The sequence below is a fragment of the Vreelandella venusta genome, assembly GCF_007989605.1.
Lineage (GTDB): Bacteria > Pseudomonadota > Gammaproteobacteria > Pseudomonadales > Halomonadaceae > Vreelandella > Vreelandella venusta.
In genome coordinates, this window is sequence record NZ_BJUL01000022.1 from 25,817 (window position 1) to 51,139 (window position 25,323).

Consider the following 25,323-nt stretch of genomic DNA (forward strand, 5'->3'; position numbering starts at 1 on the left):
AACGCCTCAGCCTGTTTGTCAGGTTGGGGCGTTTTTTTTTGCCGCCTGATGTTGATTAATTGGCTTCCTAGACTAACTTTCGAAACCGATGCTTCATAGGAGCGTGTAATGACAAATATGAGTCCTATTGTCACTCCAGATTTATGTGATGCGTACCCTGACGTGACCGTACTAGAACCGATGTTTGCTAATTATGGCGGCATCGATAGCTTTTACGGCCCTATTCGTACCGTTAAGTGTTTTGAAGACAACTCATTGGTTAAACAAGCCGTTGCCGAGCCAGGTGATGGTGCCGTACTGGTTGTGGATGCTGGCGGGTCATACCGCTGTGCCATGCTTGGCGATATGCTCGCCGAACAAGCGGCTAAAAATGGCTGGGCTGGCGTGGTGATGTATGGCTGCGTGCGAGACGTCGATATTCTCGCCACACTGCCTCTCGGCGTCCAAGCATTAGGTAGCCACCCGCGTAAAAGCGAAAAGCGCGGCGAAGGACTGCGTGATATTCCCATTACCTTTGCAGGCGCCACGCTACACACGGGACAATGGCTTTACGCAGATAACAACGGCATTATTATCGCCGAAAAACCGCTTGAGCTCTCCTAAGACAAGGGCTTGCCAGGTGTGGTACTTAGTGCCACCCTGGTAATTCAACTCTGACAAAATTGTGACCATGCAGCCGCTTAACCAACTGGGCTACACCCTACTCCACACTCTACGCGACCATCTTCGTCCTCTGATTGCCTATCACCTGCTCTTCACGCTGTTAGCTTCTGCTCTTATTGTGCCATTAATTGCGTGGATCTCTCGGGCCTTACTAGCGCAGCTCAACCGAACAGTAGTCACCAATGATGCGCTTATTACACTACTTTTTAGCCCACTAGGCTTAGCTGCGTTACTCGTGGGTCTTGGCTTTGCATTCTTACTGATTTATTGGCAACAAGCAGGCATGCTGCTAGTTGCCGTCAGACCGAAAGACAACCACTACCGACTCGCCTTTGAAGCACTCTGGTTAAGCACGCGCCGCTTGCCAGCACTCGCGGGCCTAGTCATTCTTCAGGTAGGATCCCACTTGCTCCTCCTAGCCCCTTTTATGATGGGCTTAACGTGGCTTTACGATGTATGGCTAAGCGGTATAGATCCCTACTATTTACAACAAACTCGCCCCGCCTCGCTGTGGTATTTTATCGCTTGCGCACTGCCGTTACTGTTTATCTGGCTTGGGCTAGCCGCACGGCTCTACCTACGCTGGTTACTAGCGCTACCGTTAGTAGCGCTGGACAACTGCTCCCCTTTCCAGGCACTGAAACGTAGCGTGCGCTTAACTCGTGGCTGGCATCGCTCGATTGGTGTGGCGGTTTTGACACTGCTGATCGTTATTATCAGTCTACCAGTTATCTCTACATGGCTATTTGATAGCGTCGTGACGCCTCTGTTATGGGGGCTACCCGAACATAATGCCGTGCTGATTCCAGCAATGTTGGCATATTTAACCAGCTACGTACTGGTTACATTAGCCATTACCTTTTTAGGTATTGCCACCAATGCCCTTTTGTCAGCGTGCTTATACTTGCAGCTGGCTTTTAAAGAGGCTCGCCCTGCTCCACGATCAGAAAATGCCCATCCTGGTCGCCTTGCGTGGGCGATTGAACTAAGCGTACTGCTACTAGCGGGGCTACAAGCATGGTGGATACTCAATAGCTTTGAAATACGCGACAACGTAGCGGTTATCGCCCACCGTGGAAGCTCGATGGTCGCACCGGAGAACACCCTATCTGCGATAAGACAAGCGCTTGAAGACGGTGCTGATGCCGTAGAGCTAGATGTTCGCCTTAGCGCTGACAACCAGGTGCTTCTTTATCATGACCGCAGCTTGGCTCGGCTAACAGGCGATCGGCGTGAGTTTGACTCACTCACTAGAGCAGAGCTGAGCAAAGTTGATGTCGGCAGTTGGTTTGGTGATGCCTTCCAAAACGAGCGAATTGCCGGCTTGGACGATGCCATGGCGCTAGTCCGAGGGCGCGCCAGCCTAATGATTGACATGAAACCTTCACCTGGCGATGAAGAGAGGCTTGCTCGCGCCGTTTTAGCAACCCTTGAAGCAGAAAGCGACATTCGTTATCGCTGCTGGGCAACTCAGCATAACGCGCTCAATGCGAACGCGAACTGCGGCTTTCCAAATGTATTCTTGGAAATGCGCATGGCGACCATGGCGCCCAGCATGGTTACTTTTTTAAAACAGCAAGCCCCCGAATTGCGCATTACCTTACTCGCCCAACTGATCTTGGCTGGCACACTGGATCGGCGCCAATTTGATGCTTTAGGCCTGCGCCATAACCGCATCACGCCACAAGAGATTCGATTAGCGACGCTTTATAGCTATGAAATACATGCCTGGACAGTCAATGACCAAACACGCATGTCGACACTGATTGACCTGGGGGTTGACGCGATCATCACTGACTATCCAGACCGCTTGAGCGAATTAATAGAAAACCGCCGTGCGCTGAGCGACGGCGGTCTAATGCTTGTAAAGCTGCGCAACTGGCTACGCCAATAGCTGAGGCCTCTTTATAAACCTCAATCGCCCGGCGCAATGGCCGGGCGAAGCTGCAAATCAGTGCTGCGCGCTGACGGTATTATTCGATGGTTTCACCCGCCAGCATAAACCAAGTTTCAAGCACCGCATCTGGGTTTAATGAGACAGAATCTATCCCCTGTTCCATCAACCACTTAGCCAAATCTGGATGATCAGAAGGGCCTTGGCCACAAATGCCGACATACTTACCTTGCGCTTTGCAGGCTTTGATGGCCATTGCTAGTAGCTTTTTCACTGCAGGATTTCGTTCGTCAAACAGGTGTGCAACGATGCCTGAGTCACGATCCAGGCCCAGCGTCAGCTGAGTCAAATCGTTAGAACCAATCGAGAAACCATCAAAGTACTCGAGGAATTCATCAGCCAGCAGTGCGTTAGCAGGCAACTCACACATCATGATAACTTTTAAGCCATCAGGATTAGACTCGCCGCCCCGTGGCAAGCCATTAGCCGCTAGCAACTCTACGACCTCACGCGCCTCATCGGTTGTACGAACAAAGGGCACCATGATTTCAACGTTATCAAAGCCCATTTCGTCACGAACCCGCTTCAGCGCTCGGCACTCAAGCTCGAAACAGGGTCTAAAGGCATCCGAGATATAGCGCGAGGCCCCTCTGAAGCCAAGCATTGGATTCTCTTCACCAGGCTCATAAAGCTTGCCACCAATCAGGTTTTCGTACTCATTTGATTTAAAATCAGAGAGCCTTACGATCACTCGCTGAGGATGGAAAGCAGCGGCCAGAGTCGAGATGCCTTCGACCAGCTTATCAACATAGAAGCTAACAGGGTCATCGTAACCGGCAGTACGCAAATCGATGACCTGCTGAAGATCAGCAGGCAGCGTGTCGTAATCCAACAGCGCTTTAGGGTGAACACCGATCATACGGTTAATGATGAACTCCAGCCTAGCAAGACCAACCCCAGCGTGGGGTAAGCCAGCAAAGCCAAATGCACGGTCCGGGTTACCCACATTCATCATGATCTTGAAGGGGATCGCAGGCATCGCGTCGACACTGGAAACCTTACAGTCAAATGCCAGCAATCCTTCATATACGTGGCCAGTGTCACCCTCGGCACAGGACACCGTGACATCAATGCCTTCTTTAAGCTGAGTGGTTGCATCCCCGCAACCAACCACTGCCGGTATACCCAGCTCCCGGGCAATAATAGCCGCGTGACAGGTACGTCCACCACGATTAGTCACAATCGCTGATGCACGCTTCATGATCGGCTCCCAGTCCGGGTCGGTCATGTCGGTGACCAGGATGTCACCCTCTTGTACTTTGTCCATTTCTTCTGGGCTAAGCACTGTTTTTACCGTGCCACGCCCGATCCGCTGACCAATTGCTCGCCCGGTAATCAGCGTGCGTCCCTTTTCACGCAGATGGAAGCGTTCTAACTTACCTCCTTCCTGTTGTGAAACAACGGTTTCGGGACGTGCTTGAACGATGTAGAGCTGACCATCATCACCATCCAGTGCCCACTCAATATCCATCGGACGCTGGTAATGGTTTTCAATGGTCATGGCTTGCCGCGCAAGATCCATGATCTGTTCATCGTTAATACAGAAGCGACCACGATCTTTGAGAGGCACATCAACCGTTTCAACTGATTTACCCGCGCTGGCATCTTGCCCATAAATCATTTTGATCAGTTTAGAGCCAAGTGTCCGGCGTAGCACCGCGGGACGGCCAGCTTCAAGCGTGGGCTTGTGGACATAAAACTCATCGGGATTGACCGCTCCCTGGACGACGGTTTCGCCAAGCCCCCAAGAAGCAGTGACGAACACAGCGTCGCGGTAACCAGACTCAGTATCCAGTGTAAACATAACTCCGGAAGCGCCGGTCTCAGAACGAACCATTTTCTGCACACCGGCAGACAGCGCCACATTTTCATGGGCGTAGCCACGGTGTACGCGGTAAGAGATCGCCCGATCATTAAACAGCGATGCAAACACTTCGTGTACCGCCTGCTTAATATTGTCAAAGCCTTCAATATTAAGGAACGTTTCCTGCTGGCCGGCAAAAGATGCATCAGGCAGGTCCTCTGCCGTTGCCGAGCTACGTACGGCAACTTTCAAGCTGGGATGCTTAGCCTGAAGATGCTCATAGGCAGCACGTAAAGCATGCTCAAATGCGGGGGGAAGCGGCGTATCAATAATCCACTGGCGGATAGCCTTGCCTGCCTCTGCCAGCGCCTTCACGTCATCGACATCAAGGCGAGAAAGAGTGGCGTTGATGCGATCGTTCAAGCCTTCGTGAGAGAGAAACTCACGATAGGCATGAGCCGTCGTGGCAAATCCACCGGGCACTGTCACACCGACACCTGACAAATTCGAGATCATTTCGCCAAGCGAAGCGTTTTTACCACCCACGCGTTCGACGTCTGCCATACCTAGCTGATCGAACCATAGAATGTACTCTTCCACGCAACCCCCTCGCTTTTAGACTGCTTTGCGACCTGAAAGGCCGACTCTAATTGACCATGTCACACTAGCATCGCCCCGTCGCATTCGCCATTGGTCTAATAGCGAACGGAGTGGAGGATTTTTACAACAAAGCGCAATAAAGGGCTTTTTCTGTAGTCTTAACGAGATAGTTTTAATTAAATTAAGCTTTAAAACGAACTGCAAAAGTGAATGGCTTGGCGACGATTGTGCTAACCCACACCTCGCCCCACAATAGCAACTTTATTTATTGATGGATTTAGCGATGAAGCGAACAGCCTTTTTTATTTCTGATGGTACCGGCATTACAGCAGAAAGCCTTGGGCGCAGCCTGTTAGCTCAATTTAGTGATGTGGAAATTGATATGCTGACAAAGCCCTATATTGATACTCTGGACAAGGCTCAAGCTTTAGCGGAAATAATCGACTCTACCGCAGTACGAGACGGCCATAGACCGATTATCATTGATACCATTGTCGACCAGGATATCCGTAACGTCATTCGACAGGCTTCAGGCTTCAAGGTGGATATTTTCTCTACCTTTTTAGAACCCTTAGAGCAAGAGTTAGAAACTCACTCCTCTTACAGCGTCGGCAGAACACACTCGATTGGTAGCGATGATGTTTACATGGATCGCATCCACTCCGTTCATTTTGCGCTAGACAATGATGATGGCGCACGAACGCATCAATACGATAAAGCCGACATTATTCTGGTCGGCGTTTCACGCTGCGGAAAAACACCCACCTCGCTTTATCTAGCGCTGCAATTTGGTATTCGAGCAGCTAACTACCCATTGACTGAAGATGATTTGGATGAAGATGGCAGTTTAAAACTGCCCAAGGCACTAGCCCCTCACAGACACAAGCTATTTGGCCTAACAATTGATGCCCGCCGATTAGCAGCAATACGCAACGAGCGCCGCCCAAACAGCCGCTACAGTTCAATGGATCAGTGCTTGCAAGAAGTTGGACAGGCTGAGTCGCTATATCGCTCGATGCACATCCCGTTTATCGATACGACACGCTTTTCAGTTGAAGAGATTTCAACCCGCATGATTGCGGAGACAGGCCTAGCTAGGCGCTTTTCGCCCCGCTAGGCCAGAACATCACATGCCCTTGGGAGCAAATATTCCAGGGGCATTACGCCAGTAGCCTTTGTAATCCATACCAAAGCCGAACACGTAGCGATCTGCAACCTCTAGGCTACAGTAATCGGCTTTTAGGCCAGGAACAGCTTTGCGGTCATGCTGTTTATCCACTAGCACTGCCGTTGTAACGCTCGCCGCCTGGGCTTCCTCGCAGTAGGCAAGGATAGCGGCTAGCGTAGAGCCCTCATCAAGAATGTCATCGACGATGACGACGTGGCGACCTGCCATGGGAATTTCTGGAGAAACACGCCAAAAAAGCTCGCCACCACGCAGCTCATTGCGATAGCGGGTAGCGTGCAAATAATCAACTTCAAGAGGGAAACCTAATCGAGTTAGCAGGTGCCCTGTAGTAATCAAGCCGCCATTCATAACACAGTAAAAAACCGGTAACTTATCCCCTAGATCTTTACTAATCGCCTCGGCCATTCGGTCCAGTGCACGCTCAACTTGTTGTTGAGAAATTAAGCAGTCAGCGTTATCCATCAGCTCACGCATTGAGTCGAGCGACTCAAGCGCTTCTTTATCCAGTTTGGACATCGGGTTACTCCAGGAAAGGGGTTAACTGGTCAGTGATTTAAAATTGAAAATAACTTAAGAAAAGAGGGGGTTAATTCGCCAACGCTTCTAATTTGGCATGGGTACGACGCCAGCGGCCAAGCGCCGTTAGTGCATCCACATCGGGACGGGCTCGCCCATAGCGTAGCTTGATTGGTCGTTTACTGTGTAATCCCTGGCATGCTTCAACAACATCTAACGCTGCAGAGCGGTCATTACAGACCAATAGCATGTCGCACCCTGCGGCAAGGGCAGCGCTGGCGCGCGCCTTCGGATCACCCGCCTCGTGAGCGCCCGCCATGCTTAAATCATCTGAAAAGATACAACCTTTAAACCCCAGTGACTCTCTTAACATTCCCAACCAACTTGGCGAGAAGCCAGCAGGACGTGAGTCAAACGCACTATAAATAACATGGGCAGGCATAACACCATCAAGCTGAGTAGCAAGCTGGCTAAACGGAACAAGATCACGTTGTTTAATAAGCGCCAGCGGACGGTCATCTACAGGTAACGCCACATGGGAGTCAGCGGCAACGCCACCATGGCCAGGAAAATGCTTACCGACCGCCGCCATACCCGCTTCATGCAAACCGTTGATAAAACACTGACCCAGCGCAGCGACGTGTGCAGGGTCGGTGCTGAAGCTACGATCACCGATCACGCTAGAGATACCACTTTCGACATCTAAAACAGGCGCAAAGCTGATATCCAGGCCGCAAGCAGCCATTTCCATCCCCAGCAACCAACCCGCATCTTTTGCTAATGCAAGACCGGATGCCGAATCCTTAGCAAATTGATCACCGATGCGCGCCATGGCTGGCATGCGAGTAACGCCTTCTTTAATGCGCTGAACGCGACCGCCTTCTTGATCAATACCAAGTAACAGCTCGCCGCGAACACGACGAATATCACTGCAAAGCTTTCTAACCTGGTAAGCATTCTCGACATTTCTAGCGAATAAAATGACACCGCCCACAGCAGGGTCCATCAAAAGATGTTTTTCAGCTTTGGTTAATCGCGGCCCTTCTAGGTCAAGCATGACCGGGCCTAAAGATTGAGTCATTGTGATGGATCCAACAAAAGGGCCGTCAATTTTAGTTGATCAATCTCTCGTGTCAAAAAATCAATAATAAGTTGATTCAGCTTAGCCATTATGAAGCCAAACGGGTGTGCCCGGCGGCGCATGCTCAAATAGATACATCAGATCATCATTGCGCAACCGAATACACCCATGTGAAGCAGCTACGCCCATCGGTTGATCAGGAGGAGTACCATGAAGATAGATAAAGCGGCGCTGAGTGTCGACATCCCCACCTCGATTCAGCCCTCTCTCTAAACCACAGAGCCACAGAATGCGCGTTAATATCCAATCACGACCCGGGAATTCAGCCGCCAGCGCCGATGTAAACACCTCTCCAGTCCACCGCCGCCCCCGAAAAACAGCATTCTCAGCTAAACCACCTCCTATCGATGCACGGATATAATGCCATCCAAGGGGGGTTTGACCGCTGCCTTCCTGTTGCCCTACGCCCTTCTCGCCGGTGGACACGGCACATTGGTACTCCAGTGTGCGCCCCTGCCACCAGCATAGCTGCTGCCGTTGGATATTGATTTCTATCCATCCGCCATTCTGCGGGGGTAGTTCAACTAACGTGGGCGTTCGCATAATGTCCTTCATCAGCAGCAGGCGGTAGCGGAGCATTCATAGCGGCAACCACCACAGGGCGTAAACGTCTTACCAAATCCCTGACGGTGACTTGCTCATTATAGTCTTTCGCGGCAATGTCTCGCAGCGCATCTAAACCCGACAGCGTAAAAATCACGGTGCCCAGCATGAAATGCAGTCGCCAAAAACGCTCAGCATCAGGTAAATCGGGTGTGGCTTGACGCACCAACTCAGTAAAGCGGGTAAACACATCGCCGTACTGCTGTTGGATATAGCGGCGCAAATGCCCTTGCGCCTGACTATACGCCAAGCCTAGCAGACGCATAAACACCTTCAAACTATTGCGCTCAGCAGGCACTGCCAGCACTGTGCTTGCCATTGTTTCCAACAGCACTTCAAGCGGGATCACATCACCGTTGTACTGCGCTTCCAGCTCATCAAGCGCCGTGTGAAAGCGTTGCGAGAAGGGATCTAAATAGCGTGCAAACACAGCCTGGATAAGCGCCTTTTTAGAGCCAAAGTGGTAATTGACAGCAGCCAAATTAACCCGCGCTTTACTGGTGATATTGCGTAGCGATGTTTCGGCAAAACCACGCTCGGCAAACAGCACCTCAGCGGTATCGAGGATACGTGTTACCGTATCAGATTGCGCCATAGCGCCCTCCAGAAAACGAGTGTTTAAAACATCGTTAAATACTATGCCATAACGCTATTTGGCTCAATCACTTATCTTTAGCTTTTTCCGCGATGCTAAAACGCAGTCTAGGCAGCCATTCAAACACCAGCTATCAGACGCTATCGGGTTTGCCACTGCCATAGCCTCTCAGACTTGCCGCTCCTATCCTTATTCTAGGCACCAATTGCATAACGGACGTCATTGTAAAACGCTCTAACATGTACTGGACAGAGCAACATACTGTATACTTAACCACATACTGTTTAAGCCGACATGTTGCCACTGTCTTGTTCATTTTTTTGGAGTTTTTTATGTCGCGTCCACTTACTGCCCGTCAACAGCATGTTTTTGATTTTATAGTTAAAACGATGGGTGAATTTGGCTATCCACCGACCCGCGCAGAAATTGCCAAAGCGCTAGGTTTTCGCTCCCCGAACGCTGCCGAGGAGCATTTACGAGCACTTGAGCGCAAAGGTGCTATTCGCATTATTCGTAATACCTCACGGGGAATTCGGCTGCCGAATCAGGAACCGCTGGATGTCAGTGATGTCTCGACAACCGCATCTGCCGCCAACGTAGAACCACTACCCAATGGCCTACCAGTCATTGGAGAAGTGGCTGCAGGAAGCCCGATTCTTGCAGCGGAACACATTGATCGTTATTGCCCCCTCCCCGCTGAATACTTTACCCCCAAAGCAGATTACCTACTTCGGGTGCGAGGCTTGTCAATGAAGGATGTAGGCATATTGGAAGGTGACCTTCTTGCCGTACATCGCACTGACCGGGTTCGTGATGGGCAAATTGTAGTAGCAAGGTTAGAAGACGAAGTAACCGTAAAGCGCTTCAAACGGCAGGGCCATACGGTGACACTGATTGCCGAAAACAACGACTTTGCGCCCATAGAAATTGACCTACGCACTCAGCAGCTTGATATCGAAGGGGTAGGAGTTGGCGTCATACGTGGCGGGAACGGCCAAGCACTGGGATAAGCGAGCCAGTGCAAATGCCGGTGAGGCAATCGTTAGATGTCTTACCGGCCTTACACACTTACTGAGAATCTATATAGCGACGATCATTAAACGTAGCTACCCAACTCGGGTGATACACCAGCAAAATGCTGAGCAACATCCCGGTGATAAAAGCCTCGGAGGGCATTAACAGGGGTAAGAAGCGCGCATACTCTTGGGCTAAGTACACAGCTTCAGAGTCGGTACCCGCCACTATGATTAGCAAGACCGCTGACAACCCTCCGGCCAGCGTTGCCAGCGCCGCGCCAAAAAAGCCGCATACGAATAAGAAGATCATCAAGTTATCCGGCAGGCGCCGGTCTACCCATCGCCATACCAGACCGGTAATGACCGCAGGCACAATGCCGGTTACCAATACATTGGCGCCGAGTAATACCCATTCGTTGCGGCCACTGGCCGACATTGCAACATTAATCAGCACATTGCTGATTAATGCGAGAGGCATTTTGAATACCAGCGTCATTAAAACGGTGAAGACTAAGTGCAGGGTTAACCAATCAACTGCCTGGGCACGCAGTTGCCACATCAACACCACAGCGAGCGTCGCTGCTAACCACCGATGCTGAAGGGACACATCGCCTATCAGTACTCGCCAAGGGCGCAGCCATACCATCCACGCAAGCACGCTCAACGATACCAACCACGTCAGCAACAATGCCCAGGGAGCTAAAACACTTTGCGCGAAAGACATGGATGCCCCTATCTACCTGTCAGCTAGCGAGAGGCCAGCTATAAGCTTGAATTGACGAAAACTCTACCTATCTAAACAACACGCTTAGCTGAACACCACGGTCTTATTGCCATGGATCAATACGCGGTCTTCTAGATGCCAACGTAATCCACGCGCCAAGACTGCTTTTTCGACATCACGCCCAAAACGCACCAGATCCGTTGGCGTGTGACAATGACTTACCCGATGAATATCTTGTTCAATAATCGGCCCAGCATCCAGCTCTTCGGTGACATAGTGACAGGTAGCACCGATTAGCTTAACGCCACGCTGGTAAGCCTGATGATAAGGCTTTGCACCGGCAAAAGAGGGTAAAAAACTATGGTGGATATTAATGACTCGTCCCGCATACCGCGAGCAGAGCGAGGGTGGCAAAATCTGCATGTAACGTGCTAGCACAACGCAGTCAGCCCGCGCGCTATCAATCTGAGCCTGCACCTGCTCGAAAGCAACCTGCTTGTTATCAGGATCTACGGGCACATGATGGTAAGGAATGCCATACCACTCAGTGAGTGATCGCATATCCTGATGGTTTGAAATAACCCCGACAATATCGCAATCAAGCTCCCCAGCCTGCCAACGATAGAGCAGATCAACCAAACAGTGAGACTCTCGTGACACCATCAACACCACGCGCCTACGCTTTTGAGTATCAACCAGCGACCACTGCATATTGAAGGCTTGAGCCACCGGTTCAAACGCACTACGTAACGCTTCTGCAGACATACCCAACGAATCTGCCAAAATTTCGTAACGCATGAAAAATCGACCGGTCTCAAGATCAGAATGCTGACTTGCTTCGGTGATAGAACCACCTTGTTGCGCAATAAAGCTTGAGACACGCGCCACAATGCCCACTTGATCAGGGCAAGACACCACCAAACGGTAATAATGAGACATAAAAAAACACTCTTGACATATTTTAATGGCACGTTCGACAAGCACCTACCAGCGGTAGGGAAGCGGTATAATAGGCGCAACAGTGTACCTTATGCTTATCAAGGAAGCACCGCAGCCAAATGCCACGATGATTGTTACCCGCCCCCGCCTTCCCGTATAGTTAAGGTCTTACTTTTTAGGCTTTTCATTACTGATGCACCCACCACGCGTTCAACTTCGCCCCCGCCGTCGCCCTCCCCTGCGCCTACTGCCGCTAGGTGGGTGTGGTGAAATTGGCATGAACCTTACGCTGTATGGATACGATGATGAGTGGATCGCCGTCGACTGCGGCATGATGATTCGCCAAGATCTACCTAATTCCCCACTGCAAGTGCCTAACACGGACACCTTAGCAGCACTCAATATTACCCCAAAGGCACTCTACATTACCCATGGCCATGAAGATCATATTGGTGCCGTGGCGTGGCTCTGGCCCAGGTGGAATTGCCCTATTTTTGCAACGCCGTTAGCGGCGGGGTTGCTGCGCCATAAGTTTGCTGAACATCAACTGAGTAGTGCCGCTATACATGTCGTAGAGCCAGGTGATGCAATGGAGCTCGGTCCCTTCACGCTGCGCTACCTTCAAGTTACCCATTCAATTCCTGAAAGTTGCTCAATCCTAATGCAGGCTGGCGATTACCGCGTGCTGCACACCGGAGACTGGAAACTAGATCCCAACCCGTTAATTGGTTCGCCCATTAACGCTGCTCAATTTCGTGCGCTCGCGCCTATCGATCTCGTCGTAGGCGACTCCACTAACGCCCCGATGCCTGGTCATTCGGGCAGTGAAGGAGATGTTGCTAAAGCACTCGCTCACACCTTAAAACAGTGCACAGGACGCGTGGTGGTCTCTTGCTTTGCCAGTAATCTTGCCCGCGTATTAGCGATTGGGGTTGCTGCCCAACAGTGTGGCCGGCGCGTCAGCCTGATGGGCCGCTCAATGGAGCGCATGGTGAGTGTCGCCAAGGGCCTAGGGTATCTAGACGACTTTCCGCCGCTAGTACCGCCCCATGATTTAGGCTACCTGCCACCAGAAGAGGTGGTGATTATTGCGACGGGCAGCCAAGGTGAACCACGTGCAGCACTGCAACGCTTAGCACAGCGGAGGCACCCGTTTGTGGATCTTGAGCCAGGCGATAGCATCATTTTTTCTGCTAAAGCCATACCAGGCAACGAGCGCCCGATTGAACAACTGAAAAAACGCCTAGCGCAGCTTGGGGTGTCAATTTTCGATGAAATGAACCACCCAGAATTACACGCTACCGGGCATCCTGCCGAAGATGAGCTGCGAAAGTTGTATCAATGGGTGCGACCGAAAACACTGCTGCCGGTGCATGGAGAAGCGCGCCATCAGGCAGCCCATCAGGAAATCGCCACCAGCCTGGGCATTCTCGCCCCGCTCGCACCGATAAATGGCGACATGTTGATGTTCGACAATCTAGGGTTGCGCTGTGAAGCACGCTATCCCCAACCGCCCTGCATCGTTAATCAGAATAGCGTCGTTCCCCACCCAGGGCTTGATACCGGCATCCACTCATCGCGGCGCGGCAGTCTGTTCTTAGTGCTGCCAGTGACAGCTACTGACACTGGCTGGTGCCGTATTGGTCGTTTGATGCTGGATGCCAGCGCTACTAGCCCTCTCGATGAGGATAGTTTCAGCGAATGGCTAGATGATCAGTTGCAAGAAATAGCAGCGGAGACATTGGCCGATTTGCGCCAAGCACTGCAACCGAGGCTAATTCATTGGCTCGCCGATCACCTTCAGCACATGCCAGATGTACATTTGCAAATAATGGCAACCGAAATGCCCTATTCAGAAACCATGAACAGCGATTGACAAGCGATTGGCAATAGCGTCTACCAGCGCTCTGCAGCTTGCTGATCAGTAGACCGCTCTTTCACCCAGTAAGCCCCCTGACGGGAGTGCTCTTTTTTCCAAAATGGCGCCTGAGTTTTTAAAAAATCCATAATAAAATCACAGGCCTGGAAAGCATCACGACGATGAGCACTGGCCACCAGCACACGCACGATAGGGTCTCCCGGCGTCAAATCACCAATGCGGTGAATAATCCGTACGGCCTGCAACGCCCAGCGTTGATATGCCTGCTCGCCAATCTGCGTTAGTGTGCGCTCGGTCATCCCTGGGTAGTGCTCAAGAGTCAGCCCAATAACATCAGGGGATTCATTAAAGTCACGCACAAATCCCGTGAAGGTAACAATGGCGCCGATATCGGTACGCTCGCGCAGCGCACTTTCATAGCCATCATCCATTTTAAACGCTGCTTCTTGAACCCTGACGACAATATCTAACTCAGTCTCTGTAATATCCGTCATCTGATTACCCACCCGTCACTGGAGGAAAGAAGGCTACTTCATCCTCATCGGTAAGGCGCGCACTGTCGTTGGCCATCACTTGGTTGATAGCACACAGCGTGCGCTGCTCTGACAACACATTAAAGCGTGTATCCATCTCGCTTAACGCCGCTTTCAACCCCGCGACATCTCGGCTAGGCAGTTGATCAAGCCCAATGGCGAGATCACTCTCTTCCACCCGCTCACGCAGCTCAGCAAGAAACTTAACCCGCACGCAAGGGGATGCACATCGCTCGCCTAAGCGAACCTCGCCCGCAACGCCACCGCCAGTCACAATCGGTTCTGGCACCCCCCGTTGATAATCACCACGCACACCACCCCGCTTACTTTCCAATTGAATGGCGTCAATGCGCATCTCTTTATCCACCGCTTTACACATATCGTAAAGCGTCAGACAAGCTACCGACACGGCTGTCAAAGCTTCCATTTCCACCCCGGTCTGCCCATTCAAGCGACAAAGCGCGGAGACATGAACACAACCATTAGCGTGATCAACATCGAAATCTACAGCGACTTTTGAAAGCGCTAATGAATGGCACAACGGGATCAGCTCATGGGTGCGCTTTGCTGCCTGAATACCCGCAATGCGCGCGGTCGCCAGCACATCGCCTTTGGGCAATTCGCCATCGCTCAACAGTTGCAACGTTTTAGGCTGCATAACGATACGCCCAGACGCTACCGCCTCGCGGCGGGTCTCTCGCTTATCTCCGACATCGACCATATTGGCTTCGCCGTGTGTATTGAGGTGAGTTAGCTGCATATCGTTACCTTTTTAATCAAGCCACAGTGTTATAAAAATACTGCTCTGGAAGCTACTAATTTATTTAGTTAGCCACAGCATTGGGCTGAGCATGCATCCACTCAACCACCCACTCAGTGATCGCTTCAATATTATTAAGGTCCAGCCGCTTAGCTGTTGGGCGAATTGACGGGGGTAGCGGGTCAAGTGACGCGACCGCCTGCACCCAGTCACCACTGACAATGGAAACATCGCCAATTCCTGCACGGTATAGCACTAGCTTAGGAATTGGCCACGCTTTGAAGCCTTCCACGATAACTAAATCTGGCGCTTGGGTAGCCATCATTGACAAGAGGCAGCTAAGATCCGGCTCTGCTTGGCCAGGTGTCTCTTGCATCATGGCAAAACGCTCTCGGGATGCAATCAACATAGGCGCTGCGCCAGCCTGACGCAGTTTGTAGCTATCTTTTCCTGGCTGATCGACATCAAAGCTGTGGTGAGCATGCTTTATCACCCCCACCCTAAGCCCCTTTTCACGCAGGCGAGGCAAAAGTTGCGCTAACAACGTCGTCTTACCAGTACCACTCCAAGCGGCAATGCCTAGCACAGGAAATGGACTATCAATTGCCTCTACCATTAACAACTCCCAATAACCAACCGGTGGGTATGATTGAGTGGCTATTCACCCTCTTTTTCAGCAGGTAACAGCCAGTTTAGCGCAATGCCAACTAATGCTGCTAAGCTCACTCCCTGAAGAGTGAACTGACCACCGCCAAACTGCATACCACCTATCCCAAATACTAAAATTAATGAAACCACCACCAGATTACGCGCCGCGGTTAATGACTGGCCTGCACGCACCAAGGTATTCATACCAACCACCGCGATCGAACCAAACAGCAAGGTCATAATACCGCCCATCACAGGGCCCGGAATAGTTTGCAGTAGCGCACCCAACTTGCCCACAAAGGCCAGTACAATCGCAATCACTGCGGCGATGATCATGTACACGGGGTTGAATGCCCTTGTCAGCGTCACGGCCCCCGTTACTTCTGAGTAGGTTGTATTAGGAGGACCACCAAACAGCGCAGCCGCCATTGTCGCCAGCCCATCGCCTAACAAGGTGCGGTGCAGGCCAGGCTTCTCTAAATAGTTTTTGCGTGTCACTGAGCCTATCGCCACCATGTCACCGATATGCTCCACCGCAGGCGCAATTGCCACCGGAATCATGAACAAAATAGCCGCCCAATGGAAACTCGGCGCAGTAAAGTTGGGCAATGATAACCAAGCAGCATCACTTACCGCAGTGAAGTCAACAACGCCCATAACAAGCGCCAAACCATACCCCACTGCTATTCCCCCCATTATCGGCACTAGGCGAAGAATTCCACGCCCGAAGACAGCCAATATAAGCGTTACCAGCAAACTGGCCATGGACAGGAAAATTGCTTGACCATAACCAATGTTATCGCTTGTCTCTCCTGTTGCCATACTGACAGCGACTGGCGCCAAAGCTAAGCCAATCACCATAATAACTGGCCCGACCACGACTGGCGGTAACAGCCTGTGCAGCCAAGCCGTGCCTTTAACACGCACTACTTGAGAAATAGCAACGTACACCACTCCCGCTGCCATTAAGCCGCCTAGCGTGGCTGATACGCCAAAGCTTGCGATCGAGCCTTGAATTGGAGCAATGAACGCAAATGATGACGCCAGGAAAACCGGCACCGTCTGCTTGGTAATTCCGTGGAACACCAGTGTGCCTACACCCGCAGTAAATAGTGCAACACTGGGATCTAAACCGGTTAACAGCGGAACCAATACCAACGCGCCAAAGGCTACGAATAGCATTTGCGCACCTGTCAGCAGCATCTTGGGCCAAGATTTATGACTTGCTGAATATCTCATCTAACGTTTCCAATATTTTCGTTGTCGGTGGTTAGCCAAAAAAATGCCCCCAACGCGAAGCGTAAGGGGCATTGTTAGTCGGAGCGATTAGCGCGTCCCGAAGATCTTATCGCCTGCATCTCCCAAACCAGGCACGATGTAACCGTGCTCATCTAGCCGGTCATCAACGGAGGCTGTGTAAATCTCAACATCTGGGTAGGCATCCTGAACACGCTTAATGCCCTCAGGAGCAGCTACCAGCACGATAACTTTCATATGCTCACAACCACGCTCACGCAACATATCTAACGTCGCCACCATTGAGCCACCAGTTGCCAGCATTGGGTCGATGACAAGCGCCATGCGCTCTTCAATATCATTGGCAAACTTGGCGAAATAAGGCACCGGTTGAAGAGTCTCTTCGTCCCGATAAAGACCCACTACACTAACGCGTGCACTAGGAATCAGGTCAGTCACGCCCTCCAGCATACCTAAGCCGGCGCGCAGAATTGGCACAACCGTTACTTTTTTACCCTTTAAACGACGTGTCGCGATAGGCTCATTGTTCCAGCCTTGAATCTCATGATCCTCGAGCTCTAGCCCCTTTGTTGCCTCATAGGTCAGCAGCTTAGCCACTTCACCAGCTAGCTCTCGGAAGCTCTTGGTGCTTAAATCAGCTTCGCGCAGCAGTCCCAGCTTATGTTGAACAAGCGGATGATTAATGGCGTAGACACTCATGGGACTTCCTCGCTGCATGGGATTCAGGATGGCGACCTAAGTCGCATCGACAAGCTTACAAAATTGCGCGCCATTCTACCCGCAACTGACCAGCAGGTTAAGGGGTTTCCGGCAATTGCCACTCAATCGGCGAACGGCCCTGCTCTATTAGAAACTGATTGGCACGGGAAAAGTGGTGATTGCCAAAAAAGCCTCGATGCGCTGAAAGTGGCGAAGGATGCGGGGATTCCAAGACCAAATGGCGCGATTGATCAATCAGGGCTTTCTTCTGACGCGCATGGCTTCCCCACAACAAGAAAACACACGGTTCAGCATGCCGACTGACGGTTTCAATCGCGCAGTCGGTGAAGTGCTCCCACCCCTTGCCACGATGAGAAGCAGCATTACCTTGTTCAACCGTTAATGCCGTGTTGAGCAGCAACACCCCTTGGGTTGCCCAAGACTCCAAAAAGCCATGGCGCACGGGCGCAAACCCCACATCAGCAGCTAATTCTTTGTAAATATTGACCAAAGAGGGCGGCACTTGAATACCCGGCTGCACCGAAAAGCATAATCCATGCGCTTGATTGGGGCCGTGATAAGGGTCTTGCCCTAGAATAACCACTTTCACAGCGACTAGAGGTGTCAACTCAAAAGCACGAAACCAGTGCGACGAGTGCGGGTAGATAACTTTCTTGGCGGCCTTTTCTTGAGCCAAAAATGTTTTCAGGGCTGACATATAGTCAGCCTGAAATTCTTGTCCAAGCCATTGATTCCAATCGTCGGGTAGCGGGTTAGCCATATTACCTCTTCAGTTGATCCGCCAGCGGCTCAACATAAGCAATGCCCATATCCCAAGGAAACTGGATCCAACACTGCTGAGCCACTTCGGTAAGGTATTGATCAACCAGAGGGCGTCCTTCTGGTTTAGCATACATTGTCACGAAATGCGCTTTAGGCAGCATTTCACGAACGGCACGGGCGGTTTTACCGGTATCTACCAGATCATCAACCAACAGCCAACCATCACCATCATGGTCAACGCCCTTCATGATGTCTAAACCGCCTTGGTCCATATGATCATAGCTTTTGATACACACAGTATCGATCAAGCGAATATTGAGTTCACGGGCGATAAGCGCCGCAGGTATTAATCCGCCACGGGTAATCGCGACGATACCTTTGAAATCTCGTTCAACTAGCTGATGGCAAAGTTGACGCACATCGCGATGTAATTGATCCCAGGAAATGGTGAAGTGCTGATGATAGCGTTCGCTACTCATAAGAGGCGTTACTCGTCTTCGGTGAATGAACATACCGCGAATACGCTATAGCCAGCATCGCGAATTTTCTGAGAACCGCCCAGTTCAGGCAGCTCAATAATAGCTGCGGTTTCCACCACGTGCCCACCAGAGCGCTGAATTAGATTCGCTGCTGCCAGCATAGTACCGCCAGTGGCAATCAAATCATCCATCAACAGGATACGGTCATCTTTCTGAAAAGCATCAGAATGAAGCTCAACCTCAGAGTGGCCATACTCCAGCGTGTAAGTTTCACTAACCGTCTTAAACGGCAGTTTGCCCTTCTTACGAACGGGTACAAAGCTGCAGCCTAATTCGTAGGCCAAAGGCGCACCGATAATGAAGCCACGGGCATCAATCGCCGCGATGGCATCTAAGTTCATTTCCTGGTAGCGATGCACAAAGCTATCAATCAGCTTACGAAAGGCAGCACTATTTTGCAGGAGCGGAGTGATATCACGAAAATTTACGCCCTGCTCTGGCCAGTCAGGAACCGTGCGAATAACGGACTTAATGTAGTCGCCGTAGATGCTCATCGCGTCTCTCATTGATTAAAGATAAAGCGGGTAATTAACCCAGGAAAAGAAATTTTGCCGCAAACAGTAGCGCTAACGCTATGACGGCGGGGTTCAAATCACTGAACCGCCCTGAAAGCGCTTTGATCGCTGCATAGCTAATAAAACCAAGCGCAATTCCCTCAGCAATTGAGAATGTCAGTGGCATAGCCAGGGCGGCGATCAGGACAGGTGCCGCGTCGGTTGGGTCTTCCCAATTTGCGTGGGCTAAGCTTCCCGCCATCAGAACGGCCACATAAAGCAGCGCCCCTGCTGTCGCATAGGCCGGAATGGAACCGGCTAACGGCGCAAAGAAAAGGCTAATTAAAAACAGCACACCAACCACAACCGCCGTTAACCCCGTACGACCACCGGAAGCGATACCCGCAGTTGATTCAATATAGCTAGTCGTTGTCGAAGTACCCAATGCAGCCCCCGCCATAGACGCGGTACTGTCAGCCATCATAGCGCGACCAATGCGTGGCAGCTTGCCATTTTCATCCAGCAGTTTGCCGCGGTGGGCCACCCCTACCAGCGTGCCTGACGTATCGAACAGATCCACAAACAAGAAGGCAAAAATGACGCTTAGCATCGCCACATCCAGTGCGCCCATTAGATCCATTGCCATAAAGGTAGGCGCAATCGAAGGCGGCATCGACATAATACCGCCATACTGATTATGGCCGAACAGCGTCGCCAGGATAGTGATGCCCAAAATACCGATCATTACCGCACCGGTTACACGCAAATAGGAAAGCGCCGTAATAACGAAAAAGCCCAACAAGGCATAAAGTGCGGGTGGCTGGGACAAGTCACCCAGCGCCACATAGGTGGCTGGATTAGCGACCACAATACCGGCATTTTTAAGTGCAATCATCGCCAGGAACAAGCCGATACCCGCGGCAATCCCCAAACGCAATGAGAGTGGAATAGAGTTAATGATCCACTCACGGATTTTAAAAATACTGAGCATGAAAAACGTTAGACCGGAGAAGAAGACAGCCCCCAATGCCGCCTCCCAGGTATAACCCATCCCCAGTACCACACCGTAGGTAAAAAAGGCATTCAGCCCCATTCCTGGTGCTTGAGCGATCGGGTAGTTTGCCCAAAGCCCCATAACAAAACAGCCGATGGCGGCAGCGACACAGGTAGCAACAAACACCGCGCCATAATCCATCCCCGCTTCCGAGAGAATACTCGGGTTGACGAAAATGATATAAGCCATCGTAAGGAACGTGGTGAACCCCGCGATCAACTCGGTCTTTACATTGGTCTTCTGCTCGGTGAGCTTGAAGTAATTGTCCAGAAGTTTCATGTCGTTTTTATCCTTCGCGCTTACGCTAAATGCGTCCCTTGATGCGAGAAAAGCCGCACATACTACCTAAAGGCTCTACGCGTTGCGAGCGCCTCGTGTGCCGCTAGTGTTGGTGGGAAGTTCTCCCCCACTAATATGAATAGCAAACTTCAGGCCATGAGCTAACCGATTGGTCAACGGTAAGACAAAAAACACAACTAGAGACGACTCGCTAACACCCTTTCGACTGTTTCAACAATCACCTGGGTTTGCGGATCAATCTCGATATTGACCTGGTCGCCTAGCAAGCGATCTTTTAAAACTGTACGCGCCAGCGTCTCCGGTATCAGGTTGACACTAAACTCAACCCCAGCACCATCAACCGCGGGTCGTACGTCACCTACCGTCAAGCTGATACCATCAACGCCAATGTATCCCTTCTCAAATACAAACTTAGCGACTCTCTCAGGTAATGAAAACCACAATCGACGATTGTTGGGTGCCTCTTCTATTGCCACCACATTGGCCATACAAATAATGTGGCCAGACATGGAGTGCCCACCAATTTCATCACCAAAACGCGCCGCACGCTCTATATTGACGCACTGACCAGGTACAATTGCACCAAGATTTGTCAAACGTAACGTTTCACGCATCAGGTCAAAACTGACATTCCCATCCTCTATCGCAGTTACCGTCAGGCAAACACCATTATGAGCTACCGATGCACCAATAGTGAGCCCCTGGCGCAACGCTTCCGGCAATGCGACTACGTGGGTGCGAAACTCTTCCAGCTCTTTAACAGCGATAACCTCAGCCACGCCTTGCACGATGCCAGTAAACATATTGCTACGCCCTCTTTCTCAACACATTAAAGTCAAAATAGGTACTAAAATTCTGTGCAAGCTTACTACTAAATACTCTTCCCGTGTGCAGCCAGCTGCCTTGCTGCAAACGTTGCAACGACTTTTTTTCTGGCAACAAGAGCTGCTCAAGCAATCGTCAGAACCAATCACTAAAAAAAGCCATTGACTCAGAAAATAAACCTAAATTATTGCATTAAAACATGAAATAGAATGGCACTCATTGACAAGACACCCGCTTCTCTTTAGACTTTCGCCGCAAATGTAATGACGCCGATTTGTACCCAGATTGCGGGCGTCCACTAAGCCAATGGCTTGGTGAAGTGCAGCTAAAAGGGTGTGTCCAGCGTTGATGGCCACCCGCAAGGGTGGCCTTTTTTTATTTCCCGCCCTACGCTTGCTCCCTCGCACTCCGTCTTCGGCCTACCGTTAAGGCAGACGCTATGATTGAAATTAGCAACGTTAGTAAAACCTATGGCACTGGCAATAGTGCCGTTCATGCCCTAAAAGATGTCAATTTAACAATCCCCAAAGGCACCATTCACGGCGTTATTGGCCTTTCAGGCGCTGGCAAGTCGACTCTTATTCGCTGTGTCAACCTGCTTGAACGCCCAAGCACTGGCAGCGTATCAGTTGATGGCCAGGAAATGACCCGCCTGAGCCGCGGCGAATTAAACCGCGCCCGACACCGTATTGGAATGATTTTCCAGCATTTCAATCTGCTAACAACACGTACGGTATTTGATAATGTGGCACTTCCCCTTGAGTTAATGGGTGAAAGCCGCAGTGCTATAAAAGAGCGCGTATTGCCACTACTGGAGCTGGTGGGCCTGGCCGATAAAGCCAAGCAGTATCCAGCCCAGCTTTCTGGCGGCCAGAAACAGCGTGTCGCCATCGCCCGCGCACTGGCCAGCAAACCCAACGTCTTACTGTGCGATGAAGCCACTTCAGCGCTAGACCCCCAGACCACCAGTTCTATTCTTGAGCTGTTGAGAGAAATTAATCAGCAGCTCGGTATCACCATTTTGTTGATTACTCACGAAATGGAAGTTGTGAAGTCTATTTGTCATCGAGTAAGCCTGATCTCTAATGGTGAGCTAGTGGAAGATGCTGAAGTTGGTAATTTCTTCACTGCGCCTATCACACAGTTGGGCAGGGAGTTCCTGAACGACTTTTTGCAGCTAAGCCCGCCTAAAGAACTGATCGAACGTTTAAGCGATACACCTAGCGAACACACCCACCCCGTTGTTCGGCTAACGTTTTCCGGTGATGCTGTTTCGACGCCGCTTATCTCACGCCTAGCCCGGGAGTGCAGCGTTGATGTCAGCATACTCCAGGCAAAGGTCGAGTCCATTCAAGACCGCACCTTAGGGCTGATGATTGCAGAACTGCTTGGCAGCCCCGCGCAAACTCAGGAAGCAATGGCTTATTTAGAAGCACATCAACTACAGGTAGAGGTACTTGGTCATGTCCAGCGCAATGTTTGATCTTATTTTACAAGCCACGCTGGATACGCTCTACATGGTGGCTATTTCAGGCGTGATTGCCACCCTGCTCGGCTTGCCGCTTGGCGTCATGCTCTACGTCACTCGTCCTCGTCAGATATTAGCCATGCCTGCACTCAATCAAGTGCTAGGTATTGTTACCAATATTGGCCGCTCAATTCCGTTCATCATTTTGATGGTGGCGATCATCCCGTTCACTCGCATGCTGGTCGGCACCTCTATTGGTATTAATGCCGCCTCAGTGCCGTTAACTATTGCCGCTATTCCATTTGTGGCTCGGCTAATCGAAGGTGCGCTTAACGAGATATCGCCAGGGCTTATTGAATCTGCCCAATCAATGGGCGCAACACCTTGGCAGATCATAACTAAGGTACTGATCCCTGAGGCAAGGGGCGGGATTATTACGGGGCTGACGATCACGTTAGTGACACTGGTCAGTTACTCTGCCATGGCGGGCGCCGTAGGTGGCGGTGGCTTGGGCGACTTAGGCATTCGCTATGGCTATAACCGCTTCAACCCCACCATTATGTTAATTACCGTCGTTATACTGGTGGTGATGGTTCAAGGCTTCCAAAGCCTAGGCGACTATTTGGTACGCAAAAGTGATCGCAAGTGACGATAGTCTGCACCTTTTATCGGCATAGTCGAATATAACCAAAACGCATTAGAATTTTATTTCTTATTGCCGCATAATCACATCCAACCTTTACCGAGCCACAGGAGTGACACCATGCAAAAACTACTTATCGGCAGCCTGACTGCCTTAGCACTTGCGGTTAACGTTGCCAACGCAGAGACACGCACCATCAAAATGGGCACTGTGGCAGGTCCGGAAACCGAAGTTATGCAAGTGGCGGCTCGTATTGCCAAAGAAGAGTATGACCTAGACGTTGAGATTATTGAGTTCACCGACTATGTCACGCCGAATGCTGCCCTCGCCGATGGCAGCTTAGACGCGAACGCCTATCAGCACGAACCGTACCTACAGGCGATGGTCAATGACCGTGGATACGATCTTGCTATTGCGGGCTACACCTTCGTTTACCCGATCGGCGCTTATTCTGAAAAGTACGACAGCATCGAAGCGCTGCCCGATGGTGCTCAAATCGCGCTGCCCAACGACCCATCTAATGAAGGGCGTGCACTTATTCTGATGCACAACCAGGGCCTGATCACCCTGAATGATCCGAGCAACCTGGAAGCCACCCCCATCGACATCGCTGAAAACCCACGCAACTTTCGCTTCCGCGAAATTGAAGCGGCACAACTACCCCGTGTACTCCCAGACGTCGACATGGCGTTCATTAACAATACGTTCGCCCAACCGGCTGGCTTGAGCTTGAGTGACGCGATCATCAAGGAAGGTCCTGAGTCTCCCTACGTCAACTTGATTGCGGTACGGGGCGGAGACGAAGATCGTGAAGAAATCCGTCAACTTGTTGACGCTTATCAGCGCGATGAGGTCATCGAAAAAGCAGAAGAACTGTTTAAGGGCGCAGCTGTACCCGGCTGGATCGAATAAACAGTACGGTATTCTCTATCGATGTCATCAGGCCAGCCTTAGGGCTGGCCTGATGTGTTTAACCCTATAAGGAATTCGTATGCATAGTGTTGATTATGCGTTGCTTAATCGGCAGCTTGAAGCTCTGCTAGACACACGTGATTGGCTAACCAACAGCGCACAAACTTGCGCCTTTATTCAACATGCCCTGAGCGACATCAACTGGGCGGGGTTCTATTTACAGCGCCAGCCCAACCAGCTCAGCCTTGGACCATTTCAGGGTAAACCTGCCTGCCACCCAATCCCCTTCAGCAAAGGCGTTTGCGGGGCTGCTGCCCGCCAACAAACTACCCAACGGGTTGATGACGTTCACGCTATTGCTGATCACATCGCCTGCGATGCTGACTCTCGCTCAGAGCTCGTTGCTCCCATTGTAATCGACGGCTATCTCTGGGGAGTGCTCGACCTAGACAGCCCCCAGCACGCACGCTTTAGTCAAGAAGATCAGGCGGGCATTGAGGCACTGGTGGCGACGTTTATTCGCCAGACTGACCTCCCTCTCTTTCTCGACTAGCTTTTCTATCGACTAACTTATCGATTAGCCATAAAAAAAGCCCCATGCTGAAGCATAGGGCTTTTAAGTATTTGGTAGGACCAGGCGGATTTGAACCGCCGACCTCCACGATGTCAACGTGGCGCTCTAACCAACTGAGCTATGGTCCTATAAGTAACTAGCTGCACATAACACGAAATATGGTAGGACCAGGCGGATTTGAACCGCCGACCTCCACGATGTCAACGTGGCG

26 protein-coding genes and 1 tRNA gene are annotated in these 25,323 nt (G+C 51.1%); 9 read left to right on the forward strand and 18 right to left on the reverse strand.

Translation table 11 applies throughout. The annotated features are described in order from the left end of the window. Positions 1 to 108: 108 nt before the first annotated feature. Both rraA and HVE01_RS17430 read left to right on the forward strand, forming a co-directional pair. Positions 109 to 603 carry a ribonuclease E activity regulator RraA gene (rraA, locus tag HVE01_RS17425; protein ID WP_125747512.1) on the forward strand — a complete coding sequence of 165 codons (495 nt, stop codon included), beginning with the start codon at positions 109 to 111 and terminating at the stop codon, positions 601 to 603. A gap of 67 nt (positions 604 to 670) precedes the next feature. After that, entirely contained in the window at positions 671 to 2,557 is a 1,887-nt protein-coding gene (locus tag HVE01_RS17430) for a glycerophosphodiester phosphodiesterase family protein (protein ID WP_146945212.1), read from the forward strand. A gap of 79 nt (positions 2,558 to 2,636) precedes the next feature. Here HVE01_RS17430 and ppsA read toward each other — a convergent pair whose 3' ends face one another. Next, positions 2,637 to 5,021, reverse strand: a complete 2,385-nt coding sequence (ppsA, locus tag HVE01_RS17435; protein WP_146945213.1) for a phosphoenolpyruvate synthase — start codon at positions 5,019 to 5,021, stop codon at positions 2,637 to 2,639. Positions 5,022 to 5,304: 283 nt separating this feature from the next. Here ppsA and ppsR point away from each other — a divergent pair, with 283 nt between their 5' ends. Then, complete coding sequence (gene ppsR / locus HVE01_RS17440) at positions 5,305 to 6,138, forward strand: posphoenolpyruvate synthetase regulatory kinase/phosphorylase PpsR (protein WP_125747508.1); 834 nt, start codon at positions 5,305 to 5,307, stop codon at positions 6,136 to 6,138. Positions 6,139 to 6,147: 9 nt separating this feature from the next. Here ppsR and HVE01_RS17445 read toward each other — a convergent pair whose 3' ends face one another. The 4 genes from HVE01_RS17445 to HVE01_RS17460 all read right to left on the reverse strand — a co-directional run bounded on the left by HVE01_RS17445 (position 6,148) and on the right by HVE01_RS17460 (position 9,065). Next, positions 6,148 to 6,726, reverse strand: a complete 579-nt coding sequence (locus HVE01_RS17445) for a hypoxanthine-guanine phosphoribosyltransferase (protein WP_125747506.1) — start codon at positions 6,724 to 6,726, stop codon at positions 6,148 to 6,150. Positions 6,727 to 6,796: 70 nt separating this feature from the next. Continuing rightward, on the reverse strand, positions 6,797 to 7,807 hold the full coding sequence (gene nagZ / locus HVE01_RS17450; protein WP_125747504.1) for a beta-N-acetylhexosaminidase: 1,011 nt from the start codon (positions 7,805 to 7,807) through the stop codon (positions 6,797 to 6,799). An 81-nt stretch (positions 7,808 to 7,888) separates the two neighbouring features. Then, a complete protein-coding gene (locus HVE01_RS17455; RefSeq protein WP_146945214.1) occupies positions 7,889 to 8,410 on the reverse strand; it encodes a L,D-transpeptidase in 522 nt (173 codons plus the stop codon). Beyond that, positions 8,388 to 9,065, reverse strand: a complete 678-nt coding sequence (locus HVE01_RS17460; protein ID WP_125747501.1) for a TetR/AcrR family transcriptional regulator — start codon at positions 9,063 to 9,065, stop codon at positions 8,388 to 8,390. Before HVE01_RS17460 ends, HVE01_RS17455 begins: the two co-directional genes overlap by 23 nt. 332 nt (positions 9,066 to 9,397) lie before the next feature. On the opposite strand from HVE01_RS17460, the gene lexA reads away from it, so the two are divergent. Beyond that, complete coding sequence (gene lexA, locus HVE01_RS17465; protein ID WP_125747499.1) at positions 9,398 to 10,075, forward strand: transcriptional repressor LexA; 678 nt, start codon at positions 9,398 to 9,400, stop codon at positions 10,073 to 10,075. Positions 10,076 to 10,133: 58 nt separating this feature from the next. Here the strand turns inward: lexA and HVE01_RS17470 are convergent, their stop codons facing one another. Both HVE01_RS17470 and purU read right to left on the reverse strand, forming a co-directional pair. Next, positions 10,134 to 10,805: an energy-coupling factor ABC transporter permease gene (locus HVE01_RS17470; RefSeq protein WP_146945215.1), complete on the reverse strand. Its 672-nt coding sequence runs from the start codon at positions 10,803 to 10,805 to the stop codon at positions 10,134 to 10,136. Between the two features lie 84 nt (positions 10,806 to 10,889). Continuing rightward, positions 10,890 to 11,744 carry a formyltetrahydrofolate deformylase gene (gene purU / locus HVE01_RS17475; RefSeq protein ID WP_125747495.1) on the reverse strand — a complete coding sequence of 285 codons (855 nt, stop codon included), beginning with the start codon at positions 11,742 to 11,744 and terminating at the stop codon, positions 10,890 to 10,892. 277 nt (positions 11,745 to 12,021) lie between these two features. On the opposite strand from purU, the gene HVE01_RS17480 reads away from it, so the two are divergent. Further along, positions 12,022 to 13,620, forward strand: a complete 1,599-nt coding sequence (locus HVE01_RS17480) for a ribonuclease J (RefSeq protein WP_146945224.1) — start codon at positions 12,022 to 12,024, stop codon at positions 13,618 to 13,620. Positions 13,621 to 13,640: 20 nt separating this feature from the next. On the opposite strand, the gene moaE is transcribed toward HVE01_RS17480, so the two are convergent. The 10 genes from moaE to HVE01_RS17530 all read right to left on the reverse strand — a co-directional run bounded on the left by moaE (position 13,641) and on the right by HVE01_RS17530 (position 21,493). After that, positions 13,641 to 14,117 (reverse strand): molybdopterin synthase catalytic subunit MoaE, encoded by a 477-nt coding sequence (gene moaE, locus HVE01_RS17485; protein WP_146945216.1) that lies wholly within the window; start codon positions 14,115 to 14,117, stop codon positions 13,641 to 13,643. Positions 14,118 to 14,121: 4 nt separating this feature from the next. Then, positions 14,122 to 14,916: a cyclic pyranopterin monophosphate synthase MoaC gene (moaC, locus tag HVE01_RS17490; protein ID WP_146945217.1), complete on the reverse strand. Its 795-nt coding sequence runs from the start codon at positions 14,914 to 14,916 to the stop codon at positions 14,122 to 14,124. Between the two features lie 64 nt (positions 14,917 to 14,980). Beyond that, complete coding sequence (gene mobB, locus HVE01_RS17495) at positions 14,981 to 15,532, reverse strand: molybdopterin-guanine dinucleotide biosynthesis protein B (RefSeq protein ID WP_146945218.1); 552 nt, start codon at positions 15,530 to 15,532, stop codon at positions 14,981 to 14,983. 41 nt (positions 15,533 to 15,573) lie between these two features. Next, a complete protein-coding gene (locus HVE01_RS17500) occupies positions 15,574 to 16,803 on the reverse strand; it encodes a uracil-xanthine permease family protein (RefSeq protein ID WP_146945219.1) in 1,230 nt (409 codons plus the stop codon). A gap of 87 nt (positions 16,804 to 16,890) precedes the next feature. Beyond that, on the reverse strand, positions 16,891 to 17,520 hold the full coding sequence (upp, locus tag HVE01_RS17505; RefSeq protein WP_038483772.1) for a uracil phosphoribosyltransferase: 630 nt from the start codon (positions 17,518 to 17,520) through the stop codon (positions 16,891 to 16,893). Between the two features lie 97 nt (positions 17,521 to 17,617). Continuing rightward, positions 17,618 to 18,301 (reverse strand): uracil-DNA glycosylase, encoded by a 684-nt coding sequence (ung, locus tag HVE01_RS17510; protein WP_146945220.1) that lies wholly within the window; start codon positions 18,299 to 18,301, stop codon positions 17,618 to 17,620. 1 nt (position 18,302) lies between these two features. After that, a complete protein-coding gene (gene gpt, locus HVE01_RS17515; RefSeq protein ID WP_146945221.1) occupies positions 18,303 to 18,782 on the reverse strand; it encodes a xanthine phosphoribosyltransferase in 480 nt (159 codons plus the stop codon). 8 nt (positions 18,783 to 18,790) lie between these two features. Further along, on the reverse strand, positions 18,791 to 19,336 hold the full coding sequence (locus tag HVE01_RS17520) for an adenine phosphoribosyltransferase (RefSeq protein ID WP_125747482.1): 546 nt from the start codon (positions 19,334 to 19,336) through the stop codon (positions 18,791 to 18,793). A 34-nt stretch (positions 19,337 to 19,370) separates the two neighbouring features. Then, positions 19,371 to 20,669: an NCS2 family permease gene (locus HVE01_RS17525; RefSeq protein ID WP_125747480.1), complete on the reverse strand. Its 1,299-nt coding sequence runs from the start codon at positions 20,667 to 20,669 to the stop codon at positions 19,371 to 19,373. 197 nt (positions 20,670 to 20,866) lie between these two features. Continuing rightward, positions 20,867 to 21,493 (reverse strand): riboflavin synthase subunit alpha, encoded by a 627-nt coding sequence (locus HVE01_RS17530; protein WP_146945222.1) that lies wholly within the window; start codon positions 21,491 to 21,493, stop codon positions 20,867 to 20,869. 461 nt (positions 21,494 to 21,954) lie between these two features. Here HVE01_RS17530 and HVE01_RS17535 point away from each other — a divergent pair, with 461 nt between their 5' ends. From HVE01_RS17535 to HVE01_RS17550, 4 genes are all read left to right on the forward strand, one after another. Beyond that, positions 21,955 to 22,998: a methionine ABC transporter ATP-binding protein gene (locus HVE01_RS17535; RefSeq protein WP_146945223.1), complete on the forward strand. Its 1,044-nt coding sequence runs from the start codon at positions 21,955 to 21,957 to the stop codon at positions 22,996 to 22,998. After that, the gene (locus HVE01_RS17540; RefSeq protein ID WP_038483760.1) at positions 22,979 to 23,632 is read left to right on the forward strand and encodes a methionine ABC transporter permease; all 654 of its coding nucleotides are present in this window, start codon (positions 22,979 to 22,981) and stop codon (positions 23,630 to 23,632) included. Before HVE01_RS17535 ends, HVE01_RS17540 begins: the two co-directional genes overlap by 20 nt. 114 nt (positions 23,633 to 23,746) lie before the next feature. Continuing rightward, positions 23,747 to 24,538, forward strand: coding sequence for a MetQ/NlpA family ABC transporter substrate-binding protein (locus HVE01_RS17545; protein ID WP_125747476.1), 792 nt, complete (start codon positions 23,747 to 23,749; stop codon positions 24,536 to 24,538). A 79-nt stretch (positions 24,539 to 24,617) separates the two neighbouring features. After that, the gene (locus HVE01_RS17550; protein ID WP_125747474.1) at positions 24,618 to 25,091 is read left to right on the forward strand and encodes a GAF domain-containing protein; all 474 of its coding nucleotides are present in this window, start codon (positions 24,618 to 24,620) and stop codon (positions 25,089 to 25,091) included. A gap of 72 nt (positions 25,092 to 25,163) precedes the next feature. On the opposite strand, the gene HVE01_RS17555 is transcribed toward HVE01_RS17550, so the two are convergent. After that, positions 25,164 to 25,240, reverse strand: a tRNA-Val gene (locus HVE01_RS17555). Between the last annotated feature and the right edge of the window lie 83 nt (positions 25,241 to 25,323).

Bases quoted from the DNA above. Each gene is read 5' to 3' on its own strand.
- rraA (WP_125747512.1), top strand. From the start codon at position 109: ATGACAAATATGAGTCCTATTGTCACTCCAGATTTATGTGATGCGTAC.
- HVE01_RS17430 (WP_146945212.1), top strand. From the start codon at position 671: ATGCAGCCGCTTAACCAACTGGGCTACACCCTACTCCACACTCTACGC.
- ppsR (WP_125747508.1), top strand. From the start codon at position 5,305: ATGAAGCGAACAGCCTTTTTTATTTCTGATGGTACCGGCATTACAGCA.
- HVE01_RS17445 (WP_125747506.1), bottom strand. From the start codon at position 6,726: ATGTCCAAACTGGATAAAGAAGCGCTTGAGTCGCTCGACTCAATGCGT.
- nagZ (WP_125747504.1), bottom strand. From the start codon at position 7,807: ATGACTCAATCTTTAGGCCCGGTCATGCTTGACCTAGAAGGGCCGCGA.
- HVE01_RS17455 (WP_146945214.1), bottom strand. From the start codon at position 8,410: ATGCGAACGCCCACGTTAGTTGAACTACCCCCGCAGAATGGCGGATGG.
- HVE01_RS17460 (WP_125747501.1), bottom strand. From the start codon at position 9,065: ATGGCGCAATCTGATACGGTAACACGTATCCTCGATACCGCTGAGGTG.
- lexA (WP_125747499.1), top strand. From the start codon at position 9,398: ATGTCGCGTCCACTTACTGCCCGTCAACAGCATGTTTTTGATTTTATA.
- HVE01_RS17470 (WP_146945215.1), bottom strand. From the start codon at position 10,805: ATGTCTTTCGCGCAAAGTGTTTTAGCTCCCTGGGCATTGTTGCTGACG.
- purU (WP_125747495.1), bottom strand. From the start codon at position 11,744: ATGTCTCATTATTACCGTTTGGTGGTGTCTTGCCCTGATCAAGTGGGC.
- HVE01_RS17480 (WP_146945224.1), top strand. From the start codon at position 12,022: ATGAACCTTACGCTGTATGGATACGATGATGAGTGGATCGCCGTCGAC.
- moaE (WP_146945216.1), bottom strand. From the start codon at position 14,117: ATGACGGATATTACAGAGACTGAGTTAGATATTGTCGTCAGGGTTCAA.
- moaC (WP_146945217.1), bottom strand. From the start codon at position 14,916: ATGCAGCTAACTCACCTCAATACACACGGCGAAGCCAATATGGTCGAT.
- mobB (WP_146945218.1), bottom strand. From the start codon at position 15,532: ATGGTAGAGGCAATTGATAGTCCATTTCCTGTGCTAGGCATTGCCGCT.
- HVE01_RS17500 (WP_146945219.1), bottom strand. From the start codon at position 16,803: ATGAGATATTCAGCAAGTCATAAATCTTGGCCCAAGATGCTGCTGACA.
- upp (WP_038483772.1), bottom strand. From the start codon at position 17,520: ATGAGTGTCTACGCCATTAATCATCCGCTTGTTCAACATAAGCTGGGA.
- ung (WP_146945220.1), bottom strand. From the start codon at position 18,301: ATGGCTAACCCGCTACCCGACGATTGGAATCAATGGCTTGGACAAGAA.
- gpt (WP_146945221.1), bottom strand. From the start codon at position 18,782: ATGAGTAGCGAACGCTATCATCAGCACTTCACCATTTCCTGGGATCAA.
- HVE01_RS17520 (WP_125747482.1), bottom strand. From the start codon at position 19,336: ATGAGCATCTACGGCGACTACATTAAGTCCGTTATTCGCACGGTTCCT.
- HVE01_RS17525 (WP_125747480.1), bottom strand. From the start codon at position 20,669: ATGAAACTTCTGGACAATTACTTCAAGCTCACCGAGCAGAAGACCAAT.
- HVE01_RS17530 (WP_146945222.1), bottom strand. From the start codon at position 21,493: ATGTTTACTGGCATCGTGCAAGGCGTGGCTGAGGTTATCGCTGTTAAA.
- HVE01_RS17535 (WP_146945223.1), top strand. From the start codon at position 21,955: ATGATTGAAATTAGCAACGTTAGTAAAACCTATGGCACTGGCAATAGT.
- HVE01_RS17540 (WP_038483760.1), top strand. From the start codon at position 22,979: ATGTCCAGCGCAATGTTTGATCTTATTTTACAAGCCACGCTGGATACG.
- HVE01_RS17545 (WP_125747476.1), top strand. From the start codon at position 23,747: ATGCAAAAACTACTTATCGGCAGCCTGACTGCCTTAGCACTTGCGGTT.
- HVE01_RS17550 (WP_125747474.1), top strand. From the start codon at position 24,618: ATGCATAGTGTTGATTATGCGTTGCTTAATCGGCAGCTTGAAGCTCTG.